General features: G+C 70.0%; 17 protein-coding genes and 1 riboswitch. Of the genes, 11 read left to right on the top strand and 6 right to left on the bottom strand.

The window, feature by feature from the left end; all coding sequences use genetic code 11:
- Window positions 1-101: 101 nt before the first annotated feature.
- Complete coding sequence (locus AB0B61_RS42190) at window positions 102-1,115, bottom strand: alpha/beta hydrolase (RefSeq protein WP_358445022.1); 1,014 nt, start codon at window positions 1,113-1,115, stop codon at window positions 102-104.
- Between AB0B61_RS42190 and AB0B61_RS42185 the strand changes: the two genes are divergently transcribed.
- From AB0B61_RS42185 to AB0B61_RS42175, 3 genes are all read left to right on the top strand, one after another.
- Window positions 1,051-1,353 carry a hypothetical protein gene (locus tag AB0B61_RS42185; protein ID WP_358445034.1) on the top strand — a complete coding sequence of 101 codons (303 nt, stop codon included), beginning with the start codon at window positions 1,051-1,053 and terminating at the stop codon, window positions 1,351-1,353. The genes AB0B61_RS42190 and AB0B61_RS42185 overlap by 65 nt on opposite strands.
- A gap of 248 nt (window positions 1,354-1,601) precedes the next feature.
- The gene (locus AB0B61_RS42180) at window positions 1,602-2,924 is read left to right on the top strand and encodes a histidine kinase (protein ID WP_358444794.1); all 1,323 of its coding nucleotides are present in this window, start codon (window positions 1,602-1,604) and stop codon (window positions 2,922-2,924) included.
- Window positions 2,915-3,610 carry a response regulator transcription factor gene (locus tag AB0B61_RS42175; RefSeq protein WP_358444792.1) on the top strand — a complete coding sequence of 232 codons (696 nt, stop codon included), beginning with the start codon at window positions 2,915-2,917 and terminating at the stop codon, window positions 3,608-3,610. The genes AB0B61_RS42180 and AB0B61_RS42175 overlap by 10 nt, the downstream gene beginning before the upstream one ends.
- A 79-nt stretch (window positions 3,611-3,689) precedes the next feature.
- Here the strand turns inward: AB0B61_RS42175 and AB0B61_RS42170 are convergent, their stop codons facing one another.
- Entirely contained in the window at window positions 3,690-4,358 is a 669-nt protein-coding gene (locus AB0B61_RS42170; protein ID WP_358444789.1) for a L,D-transpeptidase family protein, read from the bottom strand.
- A 252-nt stretch (window positions 4,359-4,610) separates the two neighbouring features.
- On the opposite strand from AB0B61_RS42170, the gene AB0B61_RS42165 reads away from it, so the two are divergent.
- The 3 genes from AB0B61_RS42165 (at window position 4,611) to AB0B61_RS42155 (ending at window position 6,398) form a co-directional block, all read left to right on the top strand.
- Entirely contained in the window at window positions 4,611-5,087 is a 477-nt protein-coding gene (locus AB0B61_RS42165; RefSeq protein ID WP_358444787.1) for a YbaK/EbsC family protein, read from the top strand.
- A gap of 10 nt (window positions 5,088-5,097) precedes the next feature.
- Window positions 5,098-5,658 (top strand): GNAT family N-acetyltransferase, encoded by a 561-nt coding sequence (locus AB0B61_RS42160; RefSeq protein WP_358444784.1) that lies wholly within the window; start codon window positions 5,098-5,100, stop codon window positions 5,656-5,658.
- A 227-nt stretch (window positions 5,659-5,885) separates the two neighbouring features.
- Window positions 5,886-6,398, top strand: coding sequence for a hypothetical protein (locus AB0B61_RS42155; protein ID WP_358444781.1), 513 nt, complete (start codon window positions 5,886-5,888; stop codon window positions 6,396-6,398).
- A 279-nt stretch (window positions 6,399-6,677) separates the two neighbouring features.
- On the opposite strand, the gene metF is transcribed toward AB0B61_RS42155, so the two are convergent.
- Window positions 6,678-7,601 carry a methylenetetrahydrofolate reductase [NAD(P)H] gene (gene metF / locus AB0B61_RS42150; protein ID WP_358444778.1) on the bottom strand — a complete coding sequence of 308 codons (924 nt, stop codon included), beginning with the start codon at window positions 7,599-7,601 and terminating at the stop codon, window positions 6,678-6,680.
- 104 nt (window positions 7,602-7,705) lie between these two features.
- Here metF and AB0B61_RS42145 point away from each other — a divergent pair, with 104 nt between their 5' ends.
- Window positions 7,706-8,773 (top strand): polyprenyl synthetase family protein, encoded by a 1,068-nt coding sequence (locus AB0B61_RS42145; protein WP_358444777.1) that lies wholly within the window; start codon window positions 7,706-7,708, stop codon window positions 8,771-8,773.
- A gap of 202 nt (window positions 8,774-8,975) precedes the next feature.
- On the opposite strand, the gene thiE is transcribed toward AB0B61_RS42145, so the two are convergent.
- From thiE to AB0B61_RS42130, 3 genes are read right to left on the bottom strand one after another with little or no spacing between them, the layout of a single operon-like run.
- Window positions 8,976-9,611 carry a thiamine phosphate synthase gene (gene thiE, locus AB0B61_RS42140; RefSeq protein WP_358444774.1) on the bottom strand — a complete coding sequence of 212 codons (636 nt, stop codon included), beginning with the start codon at window positions 9,609-9,611 and terminating at the stop codon, window positions 8,976-8,978.
- The gene (locus AB0B61_RS42135) at window positions 9,589-9,963 is read right to left on the bottom strand and encodes an Rv2175c family DNA-binding protein (protein WP_225298599.1); all 375 of its coding nucleotides are present in this window, start codon (window positions 9,961-9,963) and stop codon (window positions 9,589-9,591) included. The genes thiE and AB0B61_RS42135 overlap by 23 nt, the downstream gene beginning before the upstream one ends.
- A gap of 30 nt (window positions 9,964-9,993) precedes the next feature.
- Complete coding sequence (locus AB0B61_RS42130) at window positions 9,994-11,157, bottom strand: FAD-dependent oxidoreductase (protein ID WP_358444772.1); 1,164 nt, start codon at window positions 11,155-11,157, stop codon at window positions 9,994-9,996.
- Between the two features lie 58 nt (window positions 11,158-11,215).
- Window positions 11,216-11,333, top strand: a riboswitch (TPP riboswitch).
- On the opposite strand from AB0B61_RS42130, the gene AB0B61_RS42125 reads away from it, so the two are divergent.
- From AB0B61_RS42125 to pknB, 4 genes are all read left to right on the top strand, one after another.
- The gene (locus AB0B61_RS42125; protein ID WP_358444769.1) at window positions 11,323-12,633 is read left to right on the top strand and encodes an FAD-dependent oxidoreductase; all 1,311 of its coding nucleotides are present in this window, start codon (window positions 11,323-11,325) and stop codon (window positions 12,631-12,633) included. (Overlaps the previous riboswitch by 11 nt.)
- A complete protein-coding gene (thiS, locus tag AB0B61_RS42120) occupies window positions 12,630-12,830 on the top strand; it encodes a sulfur carrier protein ThiS (protein WP_225298594.1) in 201 nt (66 codons plus the stop codon). The genes AB0B61_RS42125 and thiS overlap by 4 nt, the downstream gene beginning before the upstream one ends.
- Window positions 12,823-13,578 (top strand): thiazole synthase, encoded by a 756-nt coding sequence (locus AB0B61_RS42115; RefSeq protein ID WP_358444765.1) that lies wholly within the window; start codon window positions 12,823-12,825, stop codon window positions 13,576-13,578. The genes thiS and AB0B61_RS42115 overlap by 8 nt, the downstream gene beginning before the upstream one ends.
- Before the next feature lie 196 nt (window positions 13,579-13,774).
- Window positions 13,775-15,706 carry a Stk1 family PASTA domain-containing Ser/Thr kinase gene (gene pknB, locus AB0B61_RS42110; protein ID WP_358444763.1) on the top strand — a complete coding sequence of 644 codons (1,932 nt, stop codon included), beginning with the start codon at window positions 13,775-13,777 and terminating at the stop codon, window positions 15,704-15,706.
- The last annotated feature ends 22 nt before the right edge of the window (window positions 15,707-15,728 follow it).

Here is a 15,728-nt window from a genome sequence, read left to right as displayed (position 1 = left end):
GGACGCCTGCGGTGATTTCGGCCAGGGAAGTCGGGATATTTAGGGGGCACAGCGGCGGAAAAAGCCCTCCGCACCGCATCTGTAGGGGTTGAGTAGGGGGTCTAGGCGCACGTCTTCTGCTCGACGTCACACAGCTTGACTTCGGGGAAACGGGGTGATCGCTCGTTGAGCAGCGGCTGCGGCTTCGCGCGCAGGTGCAGGTCGAAGAACGCCGCCACGTACGTGCGGGTGATCCCCATGGAACGGGCAGGGGGCAGGTCGGTGTTCCGGTAGATGCCGATCTGTTCGCCCAGCACGGCGATGTCGGTGAACGAGACGTGCTCCGCCCCCGCCACCACGAGCCAGCGCTTCCATCCCGTCAGGTTCTGCCAGACGCCATCCCATGAGACGTCCTTTCCGCCCGGGCTGTGCTTCGCCTGCGTGCCCAGGAAGAGGAACGGCCGCGGCAACCCGCTCTCCGGAACCGGGACGAACGCGGTGCCGTCGATGTCGATCCCGGCGCGTACCCTCGAGTCCTTGAGCATGGCACCCACGGCGCTCGCGCCGCCCGCCGAGTGACCGGCCATCGCGATTCTGGACGGGTCGATCAGCGCGGCGCTCTTCCATTGGGGATGTGCGCGCGTCAGAGCGTCCAGCACGAAGGAGACGTCGGCCGCCCTGGTCGCGCCAACCTTGTCCCAGAATGCCTGGTCCTTCTCCTTGACCTCGCATGCCACGCAGGTGGTGATCCGTCCGCCGGGGAAACTCGTCGCGCTCTCGTACGTGTGGCCGATGGAGACCACCGCGTACCCCCTGCTCGCCAGGTCTTCGGCCAGTGCGGTGAGCGAGCTCCGGGGCTCGGTGAAGCCAGTGGAGAGCACCACCAGCGGCAGCCCGCGCCGATGACCGGCGGGTTCGGCGTCGGTGGTCGCGTTGGTCCGCGTCTTGCTGAGCAGATCGAGCGGCAGACCGGTTATCTCCCCGTCTTTCATGAGGAGTTCTGATTCCTTGGCGGTCATGTACGGAGCCGGCTTCCGGCCGCGGGCTTTCGCCGGATACCAAAGGGAGACCATGAGTTCCCTCGCCTTCACGCTGGGCACCCAGGGGTCGGCGCGGGAGGTGTCCTTGAGGTACAAGGACGTGGTGCCGACCGGCTGGGACCCTGTCGGTTTGGGGAGGTACGGCGTACCGCTCCGGAGAGACGTCAGAGCGGCGGAGGCGGGCCTGGCAGGGTTCGGCGACGGCGTGCGCGAGGGGCCGTCGGACCGGGCCGGCCCGGTCGCGGACGCGGGAGCGCAGGAGGTGACGGCCACGAAGGCGAGCAGGGTTGCGACGGCGATGACGCCTCGGCGCAGCGTCGGATTTATCACATGACCCATCAACTGTTGTCCTTCCGAATCGGAGCGGCCGCCTCGATGGAGTCTCCACGGGCGGCCGATGGCAGCAAGCAAGCTATGCGCCGCGGAGATTCGCCCGCGTCCTCTGTTATGCCGATATAGACCCCTTCTTCGGGACGACCCCCAGCCGTGTCATCCCTGCGATGTACTCCTGGAGGACGTCGGGCCCGGTCACCGAGGCGGACGCGGGACCTGCCGTGCAGTCGGGACAATGCATCAGTGACGGTGAGCGAACGACGTGGATGGTGGCGGCTCGGGCTGAATGTGCTGCGTCCTGAGCAGGAATCCGCCCGGCCCTCGCGCCGGTCGCTCCTCGCCGACCTGCTGCTCGCGATCCTCCTGACCGCTATCGCGGTGGCCGCTACGGCCAGCACGACCGACGGTGCTCTCCACCGCCTCGACGTGCGACAACACTCCCTGCTGGCGCCCTTGAAACTGATGGAGCCCGTGAAACCGCGGCCCTCTCCTCAGCCACGAAGTAGCGACAACCGGCCCGACGGTCTGGTCCGGCCGGTCACTCCCCCCGCCGACCAGGGCCCGCTTCCCCTTCTGGTGGTTCTGACCGCGTTGCCGCTGGCGGTACGGCGGCTTTATCCGCTGATCACCTTCGGGGTGGTGCTGGTCGCGGCATTGGCCACCGCCGACGACGCGACCTGGATCACCGTGCTGACGTTCGCCATCGCCGCCTATGGCGCCGTGGCCCACAGTCGTCACCGGGCGCCGGCGATGGGCGGCCTCGTCCTCGCGACCGTCCTGGCCGGCGCGGCCTTCCAGGACTCCTTACCGCCGTTGCCGAGCTGGCTGGGCCCGTTCGTGGTACTGCTCAGCGCTGGAGTCGCCGCGAGTCTCGGCCGGTTCTGGAGGCAGCAGATCGACGCACTGCGGCAGGCTCAGGAGGAGGCCATGCGCCGGGCCGTCGAGGTGGAGCGCTCCCGGATCGCCGCCGAACTCCACGACGTCGTCACCCACAATGTGAACGTGATGGTCATTCAGGCCGGAGCGGCGCGCAAGGTCATGGACACGGCCCCGGATCGGTCGAAGCAGGCCATGCTGGCGGTCGAAGCCGGCGGCCGGGCCGCCATGGCCGAACTCCGCCACGTCATGGGCCTACTCGCCGGCACGGAAAGCGCGCGGGCGGTGAGCAGCGCCGACGGGCTCGAACCACAACCGGGACTCGACCAGCTGGACTCCTTGATCAAACGGGTTCGCGAAGCCGGAATACCGGTCAGCGTCGAGGTCTCTCCACCGCCCGGCCCGCTGCCGCCTGGGGTGGACCTGGCCGCGTACCGCGTTGTGCAGGAGGCCTTGACCAACACCATCAAGCACGCGGCCGGCGCCGCGGCGTCCGTCACGATCGGCCACAGCGGCGACTGGCTGGAGATCGAGATCACCGACACCGGCGGCAGCCAGGCGACGCGCGCCGGAGACGGCCAGGGCAGGGGGCTGATCGGGCTACGCGAGCGGCTCGCGCTCTACGACGGCACCCTGGAGGCGGGACCAAGGAGCGGCGGCGGCTACCAGACCAAGGCGAGGCTTCCATGGACGTGACCAAGCCTCTGCGCGTGGTCATCGCCGACGACCAGGCGCTGGTACGCGGCGGGTTCGGGATGATCCTCGCCGCCGACGGCATCGAGGTGGTGGCCGAGGCGGCCAACGGCGCCGAAGCCGTCGCCGCGGTCCGCCGCACCCGGCCCGACGTCGTGCTGATGGACATCCGGATGCCGGAGATGGACGGCCTCGAAGCCACCCGCCAGATCATGGCAGGCGCCTCGGACGAGACCCGCGTCCTCATCCTGACCACCTACGACCTCGATCACTATGTCTATGCGGCGCTCACCATGGGGGCCAGCGCGTTCCTGCTCAAGGACGTCACACCCGAGCACCTGGTGGCCGCGGTGCGCCTGGTCCGCGCGGGTGACGCCCTGCTCGCCCCGTCGATCACCCGCCGCCTGGTCGAACGCTTCGCCCGCCGTGACGAGGCCAGGGCCGCCGTTCACCGCGACCTGTCGGAGCTGACACCCCGGGAACTGGAGGTGCTGCGCCTGCTCGCCACCGGGCTGAGCAACGCCGAACTCGCCGACCGGCTGAGCCTCAGCCCGACGACGGTGAAGACCCACGTGGCGCGCATCCTGTCCAAGCTCGGCCTCAGGGACCGGGTTCAGGCGGTCGTGCTCGCGTACGAGACGGGGTTGGTCGCCCCCGGCTCCCCCGCTGACGGGCGCGGGCCGTCGTAAGCGCCGGACCCGGATGCCGAAAGGTCCGCGAACTCCGGACGGGAACGTCCCGAAGCTCACGGACCTGTCACCGGCGAGGCTAGCGGCGTACGTGCACCGGCACGCCCTTGCCGAGCAGCCCGGGCAGCTCGACGGCCACGTTCATCGGCATCCGCACGCACCCGTGCGACGCCGGGTACAGCGGCACCGACAGCGCGCCGTGGAAGGCGATGCCGCCGTTGAAGAAGATCGGGTTGTACAGCTGCCCCAGGTACGACCTGTGCCAGCCCTTGGCCCGCCACGTCGTCTTGAAGTCGCCCGTGGGCGTCCTGGCCGAGCCGCAGAAGCGCTGGCTCTTGCCCTGCCACTTCGCCGTCTCGCAGTACGGGACGCCGCTGCCGGACGAGATGTGGGTGATCAGCTTCACCTGGCCGTCGACGTACAGGACCATGATCTGCTTGGTCAGGTTGACCTCGGCGCGGGTCGGCTTGCCGTTCTTGACCAGGACCTTGGGGGTCCTGGGGTTCTCCAGCGCGGTCCACGTGCGCTTGGCGATCGTGCTGGTGGGCCGGATGCCGTTGACCTTCTGGAAGGCCCAGACAGCCGTCATCGTGGACCCGCCGTAGCTGCCGTCGGCCCGGCCCGGCCGGTAGCCGAGCTCCTTGAGGCGCGTCTGCAGCCAGGTGACCGCCTTGCCCTTGGAGCCCAGCTTGAGCGTCTTCTTGGGCGCGGCGACGGTCGTGGTGGGCCCGGCCTCGGAGGCCGCCACAGTCGGCGGCGCCGCGGTGGGTGTTGTTGTGATGGGTGTTGTTGTGATGGAAACGATCGCGGGCGCGGCCGCCGACCGCGCATGGGTGACGGTCGTACCGCACCCTGTCAGGACTAGGGCGCCAGCCGTCAAGAGAGCAGCCACGCCGGGCAGCCGTCGGTCCCCCACCCGTACCACCTCTCAAACCATGAACATTCTGATCAAAGGACCATGTCAGGTTAATGCAATGGTCAACCTGTTTAGAGTGTGCCCATGCCTGAGAAGTTGCCTGCCAACGCCGTTCTGGTGGAAACCGCGCTTCGCGCGCTAGGCGCGGAGGGAGAAATCATCGTATTGCCGGAAAAAGCGCCCACTGCGGCCACCGCCGCCGCGCAGGTCGGCTGTGAGGTCGGCGCCATCGCCAACAGCCTCATCTTCGACGCGGACGGCACGCCGCTCCTCGTCATGACCAGCGGCGCGCACCGCGTCGACGTCGAGCTGATCGCCCGCACGGCGGGGGTCGAGAAGGTACGGCGGGCGACGCCGGAGTTCGTCAGGGCGGCGACGGGCCAGCCGATCGGCGGCGTCGCGCCCGTCGGGCATCCGGCCCCGGTGCGGACCCTGGTGGACAACTGGCTGAGCAAGCACGAGGTCGTATGGGCCGCCGGCGGGCATCCGCTCACGGTCTTTCCCACCACATTCGATGAGCTGGTGCGGATCACCGGTGGCACCCCCGTCGACGTCGAGTAGTGTGCGACGCGTGATCGAGTTTCGTGGGGCGGGACAGGCGGAGTTCACCGAACACCTGGACACGGTGATCGGCATCTACGCCGCCGCCATGCGCCCGCCCGCGGACCAGATCACCGGCCGCAAGGCCATCATGCGGAATCACGGGACATACCCATATTTCCAGTGCTATTTCGCTGAATTGCGTGAGGAGCCGGAAGCGTACCCCCCGAAGATCGTCGGCTTCGCCTACGGCTTCCGGGGCGCGCCGGGCCAGTGGTGGCACGATGTCGTGTTCCGCGCGCTGGAGAGCCAGGCGGGCAGGGAGGTCGCCGACGCGTGGCTGGGTAACGCGTTCGAGCTGGCCGAGATCCACATGCACCCCGACTACCAGGGCAAGGGCATCGGCCGGGCGATGATCGCCACGCTGTGCGCGGGCCGCCGCGAGCGTTCGGCGGTGCTGTCCACCCACGACCGCCCCACCACGGCCCGCCACCTGTACGCCAGCATGGGCTTCACCGACCTGCTGAGCCCATTCCTCTTCCCGGGCGGCTACGAGCAGTACGCGATCGTGGGCAGACCCCTCCCCCTGTGACCACGACGGCTTTTGACCACGACGGCTTTTGACCACGGCGGCTTGACCCCAGCGCGGCCCTGACCCGGTTCGTTCCAGGTTCGTACCAGCGCGGCTCCGCCCTGTTCGCCGCGCCACCGACATAATAAAGACGATCAACCTGGCGCCCCCATCCGCGTCAATCCCGGGCACCTCCCCCTGCACCGACGCCCACGTCACACCACCCGGACGTCCGGCAGGAGGAACCTATGCGTCTCGTCACACGAATCGGAGTGGCCGCCACTCTCCTGGTGAGCCAGGGCACCCCACCCGAGCCGACCCCCACCCCCACACCTACGCCCACACCCACGTCGACCGCGAGCACCAACAAGAAGAGTTCCAAGACCGCCATCCCCCCGGAGTTGAAGAACGTCCCGTCGCTCCGCGTCCTCCCCTGGGATCCCCGTCAGGCCAGCCACGTCCGGATCTTCGTGCACTGCCCGCCGAAGGCGAATCACGCGCTCATCGGCTCCACCGCGTTCGCCCTGAAGGGTTCGAGGCGCCTCTACCGGGAGGTGGGGCTGGGACTCTCCGACCGGGGTCTGGCGCACCGCGCCGTGTCCATCTCCTACTCCGCCCTGCCTGGGTTCCATGGCGCGCACCTGAAGTGCGTGAAGGTCAAGATGAACCAGAAGACACGCATCAGGCGCATCAGGGTGCTCGGCCGGGATGCCGTGCCTCTCTACGTGCGCAGGTTCAGCATCTGGCAGTTCTTCGACTAGGCCGGAGAACGAACCGGCGTGTCATTGGCCGTCTCGTGACTTGTGGTTTGCCACCCGTCACTCTGGGCAATCTTCACTACGTAGGGCAACCGGCCATCCGCCCGATCCCCCTGCGGGCGGAGCACCGGCACGAGGTCCCCTCACCGAGGGTCGTTCTTCTTCTCCCACGAAAGAGCTATCCCTCCCCAGGGACCCCGACCGCGACGGACGCCTTCCTCCACTCCGCCGGACCGTCACAGGGGTCGCACCAAAGGATCTAGAAGGCCAGGATGCGCCGGGTTACGCGGACAGCGCCTCGGCCGGAGCAAGCCGCTCGAACACCTCTCGCGTCGCGCTGGATCGGTTGAACGTGATGAAGTGGATGCCCGGGGCGCCCTCATCGAGCAGCCGCTGGCAGAGCTCCACCCCGTGGTCGATGCCCAGCCGCCGCACGGCCGCCGGGTCGTCGGCCACCGCCTCGAAGCGGGCCGCCAGGTCCGCCGGGAACGGCGCCCCCGACAGCTGCTCCGACCTGGCGATCGTGCTCATCTGCGTGACCGGCATGATGCACGGGATGATCGGCGTGTCACACCCCTGCTCCGCCACCCGGTCGCGCAGCCGCAGGTAGTCGTCGGCCTGGAAGAACATCTGGGTGATCGCGTAGTCGGCGCCGGCCCGGCACTTCTGTACGAAGAAGTCGGTGTCGGACTCGATCGACGGCGAGCGCGGGTGTTTGTACGGGAACGCCGCCACGCCCACGCAGAAGTCGCCCACCTGCCGGATCAGCCGCACGAGCTCTTCGGCGTAGAGGACGCCTTCGGGGTGCTGGACCCACTCGCCTGTCGGGTCGCCGGGAGGGTCGCCCCGCACGGCGAGGATGTTGCGCACCCCCGCGTCCGCGAAGCGGCCGATCAGGTGGCGCAGCTCGCGGATCGAGTGGTTGACCGCGGTGAAATGCGCCACAGGGGTGAGCGTGGTGTCGTGGGCCAGCCGTTCGACGATGTCCACGGTGCGGTCGCGGTTGGAGCCGCCCGCGCCGTAGGTCACCGACACGAACGTCGGCCGCAGCGACTCGAGCTCTCTGATCGCCCGCCACAGCTGCCGTTCCCCCTCGTCCGTCTTCGGTGGGAAGAATTCGAAGGAGAACGACCGGCCACCGGACGCGAGAAGCTCACGGACGGTGGGAACACGATCGGGCAGGATGGAGGGTCGACCAAGCGCCATGTGACCCAGGCTACCGCCACAAGCCCCGTCTCTGGAGATCCGGCTTGGTGGCCAAGTCGTCCCTGGAGATCCGGCTTGGCCGCCCGGCCACTAGTCTCAGATGCATGACCACTGACGCCGCGAGCCTGGACGCCCTGCGTGCCAAGGTGGACGCCGCGCTGCGGACGTTCGTCCAACGGCAGCTGCCCGCCCCCGGCGACACCGAGCTCGAGCCGCTCCGCGCCGCCGCCGAGGACCTGCTGTCCGGTGGCAAGCGGCTGCGCCCGGCCTTCTGCTACTGGGGTTGGCGGGGCGCGGGCGGCACCGACGTGCCCGGGATCTTCACCGCCGCCGCCTCGCTGGAGCTGCTCCAGGCCAGCGCGCTGGTGCACGACGACGTGATGGACAAGAGCGACCTGCGCAGGGGCATGCCGTCCGCGCACCGCCGCTTCGAGGCCATCCACGAGAAGTCGGGCTGGCACGGCTCGGCGGAGCAGTTCGGGGAGGGCGCGGCGATCCTGCTGGGCAACCTGCTGCTGATCTGGTCCGGCGAGATGTGGCGCAGCAGCGGCCTGCCGCCCGAGTCGCTGTCGGCGGCCCAGCCGGTGCACGACCACATGCGTACCGAGCTGATGTGTGGTCAATATCTCGATCTGCTGGAGCAGGCGCACGGCGAGAACACCTTCGAGTCCGCCCTGCGCGTCGCCCTCTACAAGAGCGGCAAATACTCCGTCGAACAACCGCTCCGCCTCGGCCTGGTGCTCGCCGCCGGCAGCCTGGAGCCGTGGATGGACGAGCTCTGCATGGAGTACGGCCGGCGGGTCGGCATCGCCTTCCAGCTGCGCGACGACATCCTGGGCGTGTTCGGGGACCCGGCGCAGACCGGCAAGCCGGCGGGCGACGACCTGCGCGAGGGCAAGCGGACGATGCTCATCGCGCGGACCCTGGCATCGGCCGCACCCGGCGACGCCGAGACGGTGCGCGCCCTGCTGGGCGATCCCGGACTCGACGAGGACGGGGTGGCCACGCTGCGGGGCATCATCGACGGCACCGGGGCGCTGCGCCAGTGCGAGGACATGATCGGCGACTACCTCGGCGAGGCGCTGACGTTCCTCGGCAAGGTGCCCATCACACCGGACGCCCGCGCGGCCCTGTCGGACCTGGCGGTGGCCGCCACCTCACGCACAACCTGAGGTCACCACACGCCCAACCATCACTCTCACACGCAACCTGAGCCACCACACGCCCAACCGGTCACTCTTACTCACAACCTGAGCCACCACACGCGCAACCGGTCACTCTCAGGCACGCCTGAGCGACCTCACGCGTACTCTGAGCGGCCGCACGTACGAGCTGAGTAGGGCGCGGGCGCCGGGCGGCGCCCGCGCGCGTCTGTCAGCGGGCCAGGCGCTTGGCGAACTCCGCCGCCGCGGCACCCGGGTCCTCGGCGTCCGTGATGGCACGTACCACTACAACCCGTTCGACCCCATACGACCGCACCTGGTCGAGATTGCCCAGGTCGATGCCGCCGATGCCGAACCACGGCCGCCCGCTGCCGAGCGACGCCGCGTGCCGGAGCAGCGACGGCCCCGGCGCGTGGCGGCCCGGCTTGGTCGGCGTCGGCCAGACGGGACCGCAGCAGAAGTAGTCGACGCCCTCCTCCACAGCCGCGGCGGAAGCCTCGGCGACGGAGTGGGTGGACCGTCCGATGAAGACGTCGTCGCCGAGTATCTCTCGCGCGACCTTCACCGGAAGATCGTCTTGCCCCAGGTGGAGCACGTCGGGGCGGGCGGCGTACGCGATGTCGGCCCGGTCGTTGACCGCCAGCAGCCGGCCGTGCCGGTCGCAGGCGTCACGGAAGACCTCGAGGAGCGCGAGCTCTTCGCGCGCCTCCAGTCCCTTCTCCCGCAACTGGACGATGTCCACGCCCGCGGCCAGCACCGCGTCGAGGAAGTCGGCCAGGTCACCGCGTTCGCGACGGCCGTCCGTGCAGAGGTAGAGGCGGGCCTCAGAAAGCGAGGGCTTGAGCACGCCGTTTGACCTCGGTATGGCGACCGGCCCTGATGGCGTCGACGGGCGAGCCGGGCAGGGAGTCGTCGGGAGTGAAGAGCCAGCGAAGCGACTCGATGTCGTCGTAACCGGAGTCTCGCAGCACGGAGAGTGTGCCGGGCAGACCCTTCATCACGTCCTTTCCATCAAGGAACACCGCGGGCACTTGTGGCCCACCACCACCCCGGCGCACACCGAGCAGTTTCCGATCCTTGAGGAGTTGCTTGGCCCGCCCAATCGAGAGGTCGAGGCGCGCGGCCACTTCGGGGAGAGTGAGCCACTCGGCGACGAGTTGGTCGGTCTCCCGGTCGATCTGCGCAACAGAAAGCGTCACGAAACCACAACTACCACATGGCGTGCTTGCTCAAACAACACAATCCCGTAGGGAGAGGTCGGGATCTACCAGGCGTTCGGCGTCTACGCGGTGCCCGGCTTCGATGATTCTGCGGCCCTGGACGAGGTCTCGGGGCCGGTCCACGGCGAGTACCGCGGCCAGGGTGTCGTCCGAGGTGAGCCAGCAGGCCGACCATTTCCCGCCGAGTTCGCCTCGGTAGAGGAGGCGGTCTCCGGCCGGGTGGTGGCCCGCGTACTGGACCATGTGGCCGAACTGCTCGGACCAGAAATAGGGCACTGGGTCGTAGGCGGCCTCCACGCCCAGCAGGGTGGCGGCGGCCACCTCGGGCGCGTTGAGCGCGGCGTCCCAGTGCTCGACCCTCAACCTGGTCTCGAACCGGCGCGACCACCAGGCGGCGCAGTCGCCCACGGCCACGACGTTCGGCAGGGACGTACGCAGGTGCTCGTCGGTGACGACGCCGTTGTCCAGGTCGACGCCGGAGCCCGCGAGCCAGCCGACCGCCGGGCGTACTCCGACGCCGGTGACGACCACGTGCGCCTCGATGAGGCTTCCGTCCGCCAGCGTCACGCCGCCGTCGTCCACGGAGCCGACCAGGGTGTTGAGCCGCAGGTCGATGCCCTCGTACCAGCCCTGGGTGCGGGCGCCGATCTCCGGACCGACCGCCTGGGCGAGCGGGGTGGGGCCCGCCTCGATCACGGTCACCTCGCAGCCGGCCCGGCGGGCGGCGGTGGCCACCTCGGCACCGATCCAACCAGCGCCGATGATCACCACGCCGGCGCCCTTGACCAGCCGGGCGCGCAGCTCCAGCGCGTCGTCGAGGGTGCGCAGCACGTGCTGGCGGCCGTCGCCGGGCAGCGTGATCGGCTCGGCTCCGGTGGCGATCACCAGGCCGTCGTAGGCGAGCTCGCCCTCGGTGGTCTCGACGACGCCGGGACGCAGCGCCTTGGCCGAGACGCCCGGCCAGAAGTCCACCTCCAGCACGGCGAGGTCGGCGTCGACGAAGCTGGAGTCACTGCTGCCCGACAGGACCGCCTTCGACAGCGGTGGCCGGTCATATGGCCGGTGCCGCTCCTGCCCGATCAGCGTGATCCTGCCGTCGAACCCTTTCGCGCGCAGCGCCTCGACACTCCGTACGCCGGCCAGACCGGCGCCTGCCACCACCACATGATTCACGTTCAAGACCATAACGGGGCCCGTGCCTGGGCGTCGCGCCGAGGCCGTAGGGTGGAGGCGTAAGACGCGCGGGAGTCCGGCCGTTTACCGGGCTGAGAGGAAGGCTGCACCGGGCCTTCGACCGCAAGACACCTGATCCGGATCATGCCGGCGAAGGGAGCGGACGTGGACATCGTCGTAGGCGGCGGGATCGTCGGGCTGTCCATCGCCTGGCGCCTGTCCCGCTCGGGGCGGCCGGTCACCGTGGTCGACCCGGCTCCGGCCACTGGGGCCTCGCACGCGGCGGCGGGCATGCTGGCGCCGGTGAGCGAGGTCACGTACACGGAGGAGCCGCTGCTCCGACTGGGCCTCGCCGCACTGCGCCGCTGGCCGTCCTTCGCCTCCGAACTCGCCACCGACGCCGGCCTCGACGCCGGTACGGGACCCGCCGCCACCCGCCTTGACGAGGCTGGAGCGTCTGAAGTTGACGAGGCCAGGGCGCCTGAAGCGGTCGTGAGCGGGCTCAGCGAGGCTGCGCGGGCCGGGCTGGACTTCCGGGTCGACGGGACGCTGGCCGTGGCGTTCGGGGCCGACGATCTGGCGGCGCTCGGTGAGCTGGCCGCGTTCATGGAGAAGCTGGGGCTACCGGTCGAGCGGCTGACCGGGCGCGAGTGCCGTCGGCTGGAGCCCATGCTGGCGCCCTCCGTACGCGGTGGGCTGCTGGCCCGTGGAGACGCGTGGGTGGACCCGCGCCGTGTCACCGCCGCGCTCCTAGCCGCACTCGACCGCCTGGGCGTCCCCATCGTCCGGGCTCGCGTCAGCGAACTACTCCGGGACGGCGACATGGGCGACCAGGTCGTGGGCGTACGCCTCGCACCCCCGGACCAGACGGCCACCCCGAACCAGACGGCCACCCCGGACAGGACAACCACCCCGGACAGGACAGCCACCCCGGACCAGGGCCTCCCGCAGGCGGACATCCCCGCCGAGATCCGGGGCGAGCGGGTCGTGCTGGCGGCTGGGGCGTGGAGTGCCGGGCTGGCCGATGTCCCGGTGCGGCCGGTCAAGGGGCAGATCATGCGGCTGCGTTCCCCCCAGCCCCTGCTCGGCAGGTGTGTACGCGGGACGGTGCACGGGAAACCCGTGTACCTGGTGCCGAGGGGTGACGGTGAGCTGGTGGTCGGGGCGACGCAGGAAGAGCTGGGGTTCGACACGAGGGTGACGGCGGGCGGACTGTACGAGCTGCTGCGGGACGCCCACGAGCTGGTGCCGGGCGTCACCGAGCTGGAGATCGCCGACGTGGTGGCGGGGCTGCGTCCGGGCACACCGGACAACGTCCCGCTCATCGGGCCCAGCGGGACGCCCGGGCTGGTGCTGGCCACCGGGCATCACCGGGGCGGGGTGCTGCTGGCCCCGCTCACGGCGGCCATCTTGCTGGGCGAGGAGAGCGAGCTCGCGGAGCTGTGCTCGCCGCTGAGGTATCGGGATATTTCATGAATGTGACCATCAATGGGGCGCCACACGAGGTGCCCGACGGCACCACCGTGGCGCAGGCCGTACTCACGCTCACCACGGCCACGACCGGCGTGGCCGTGGCCGTGAACGACGAGGTGGTGACGCGGAGCGCCTGGGAGACGACGGCGCTCGGCGACAGCGACCGGATGGAAGTGCTGACGGCGGTGCAAGGTGGATGATCTGCTCATAGCCGGAGAGAAGTTCTCCTCCCGGCTCATCATGGGCACCGGCGGCGCGCCGTCGCTGGAGGTGCTCGATCAGGCGCTGGTCGCGTCCGGCACCGAACTGACGACCGTCGCCATGCGGCGGCTCGACCCCGGCGCGCCCGGCTCGGTGCTCGACGTGCTGCGCGAACGCGGCATCAAGGTCCTGCCCAACACCGCCGGCTGCTTCACGGCGGGCGACGCCGTGCTGACCGCCCGCCTGGCCAGGGAGGCGCTCGGTACGAACTGGGTCAAGCTCGAGGTCATCGCCGACGAGCGGACGCTGCTGCCGGACCCGATCGAGACGTTCGACGCGGCCGAACGGCTGGTGGCCGACGGGTTCGTGGTGCTGCCGTACATCGGGGACGACCCGGCGCTGGCGCGTCGCCTGGAGCTGGCCGGGTGTGCGGCGGTGATGCCGCTCGGCGCGCCGATCGGCTCGGGCCTCGGCATCCGCAACCCGCACAACATCGAGCTCATCGTGGAGGCGGCCTCGGTGCCGGTGATCCTCGACGCGGGCATCGGTACGGCCAGCGACGCCGCCCTGGCGATGGAGCTGGGCTGCGACGCCGTACTCCTGGCCACGGCCGTCACCAGGGCGCAGCGGCCGGAGCTGATGGCGACGGCCATGAGAGCGGCCGTCCAGGCGGGCCGGTTCGCCCACCAGGCGGGCCGCATCCCCCGCCGCCGCTACGCGGAGGCCTCCTCCCCGACAGGCCCATAGCCGTACAGAGGCCCCGGATGGGTCCGTAGCCGCGCGGAGGCCCCGACGGGTCCGTAGCCACCAGCGCCACGCGGAGCGGACGAGACGGGATATGTCCGGTTATGTTCCAGATAGGCGCGTTCCAACGAGCACGGCTCGGCATCGGTTTCGGATGGTCAGGCCTTGCCAGTGGCAAAACGCCCGTAAACTCAGCGGGGTGGACACGACGACAGCGGACCCTCTCGTCGGACGGCTGCTCGATGGGCGTTACCGCATCGAGTCCCGGATCGCGCGGGGCGGTATGGCGACCGTCTACCTGGCGCTAGACGTCCGGCTTGACCGCACGGTCGCGCTGAAGGTCATGCATCGCTCGCTCGCCGAGGACCCGGCGTTCGTGCGGCGGTTCATCGGCGAGGCCAAGTCTGTGGCCAGCCTCTCCCACCCCAACGTGGTGCACGTCTTCGACCAGGGCACCGACGGGGACGTGGTCTATCTGTCGATGGAGTACGTCCCCGGCAGGACACTCCGCGACACCCTGCGCGACCGGGGCAGGCTGCCCGCCCGCGAGGCGCTGGAGATCATGATCCCGGTGCTCGCGGCCTTGGGCGCGGCCCATCAGGCCGGCATGGTGCACCGCGACGTCAAGCCCGAGAACGTCCTGCTCACCGACGACGGCCGGGTCAAGGTGGTGGACTTCGGCCTGGCCCGGGCCATCGAGGCGACCAACCAGACCCGCACCGGCGTGATGATCGGCACGATCGGCTACATGTCGCCCGAGCAGGTCATGACCGGCGGCGCCGACGTGCGCAGCGACGTCTACGCGGCGGGCATCATGCTGTTCGAGCTGGTGACCGGCGAGCAGCCCTACGACGGCGAGACGCCGATGTCGGTGGCCTACCGGCACGTCCACGACACCGTGCCGCCGCCGTCCTCCGTGGTGCCGGAGGTGCCGCCGCTGATCGACACGCTGGTGACGCACGCCACGGCCCGCTCCCCCGACGACCGTCCCGCCGACGCGACCGCGATGCTGGTGGCGGCCGTGGACGCGCACCGCATGCTGCCCCGTACGACGACGCCGCCCCCGCATGCGGGGGCGTCCGGGGCGCGCTCCATGCCGTACTCGATGCCGAGCTCCAGACCCGTCACCGCGCCGCACGCGATGACGCAGGTGGTGCCGAACCATACGATGATCCAGCCGCGCGAGGAGTTCCCCGCGCGGCGCGCCGGTTTCAAGCCCAACTGGTTCCTGGTCGCGCTCGCCGCAGTCATGGTGGTGGCGGTGGCGCTGACGGGCTGGTACTTCTCGCAGACCACGTACGTGCCGGTGCCCAACCTGGTCGGCACGGATCTGGCGGCTGCCCAGAGGGCCGCCTCCGCCCAGGGCTTCCAGGTGAAGACGGCGCCCGGCCAGCACGACGAGAAGGTGGCCGAGGGCCTCGTACTGAGGACCGACCCGGGGCGCAACGTCGAGGTCGAGCGGGGCGCGGCCCTCACGCTGGTGCCCTCGCTGGGCCCGAAGCGGGTGCTGGTGCCCAACGTCGAGGGCATGTCCGAGCCCGAGGCCCGCACCGCGATCGGCAAGGCCGGGCTCGACGTCAACCGCGTCAGCCGGCAGGCCAACCAGGAGATCGAGCGCGGCAAGGTGATCCGCACCTCGCCCGACGTGGGCGAGAAGGTCAAGGAGAACGCGAAGGTCAACCTCTACGTCAGCGCGGGGCTCGTGATGCCCGACGTCGGCGGCATGCCCAAGGACGAGGCGGCCAACTACCTCGGCACCCAGGGCTTCCAGGTGCAGGTCAACGAGGTCGACGACAGGGCCGAGCCGTGCACGGTGATCGCGCAGGCGCCCAAGGCCAAGGCCGAGGTCGACAAGGGCGCCCAGGCCATGATCACGGTGGCCCGGTGCCAGACCGACTTCTGGGACTGGTTCCGCGGCGACAATCAGGACAACGAGGCGCGTGACGACCAGGAGTTCCAGCTCGTCCCGTCGGTGGTGGGCAAGAACGCCGGCGACGCCAGGAACGAGTTACAGCGTCTCGGCTTCAGGGTGCAGGTCCGCAAGCTGTCGGGCGATGGAGTCGTACGGTTCCAGCGCCCGGCGGGCAACAGCGAACGTCCGCCCGGCGCGGTTGTGGTCCTCTGGCAGTAACCCGACCGTCGGGCTCTCACAG

Source organism: Nonomuraea sp. NPDC049158, from assembly GCF_040648335.1.
Lineage (GTDB): Bacteria > Actinomycetota > Actinomycetes > Streptosporangiales > Streptosporangiaceae > Nonomuraea.
This window is presented reverse-complemented; position numbering and strand designations above follow the sequence as displayed.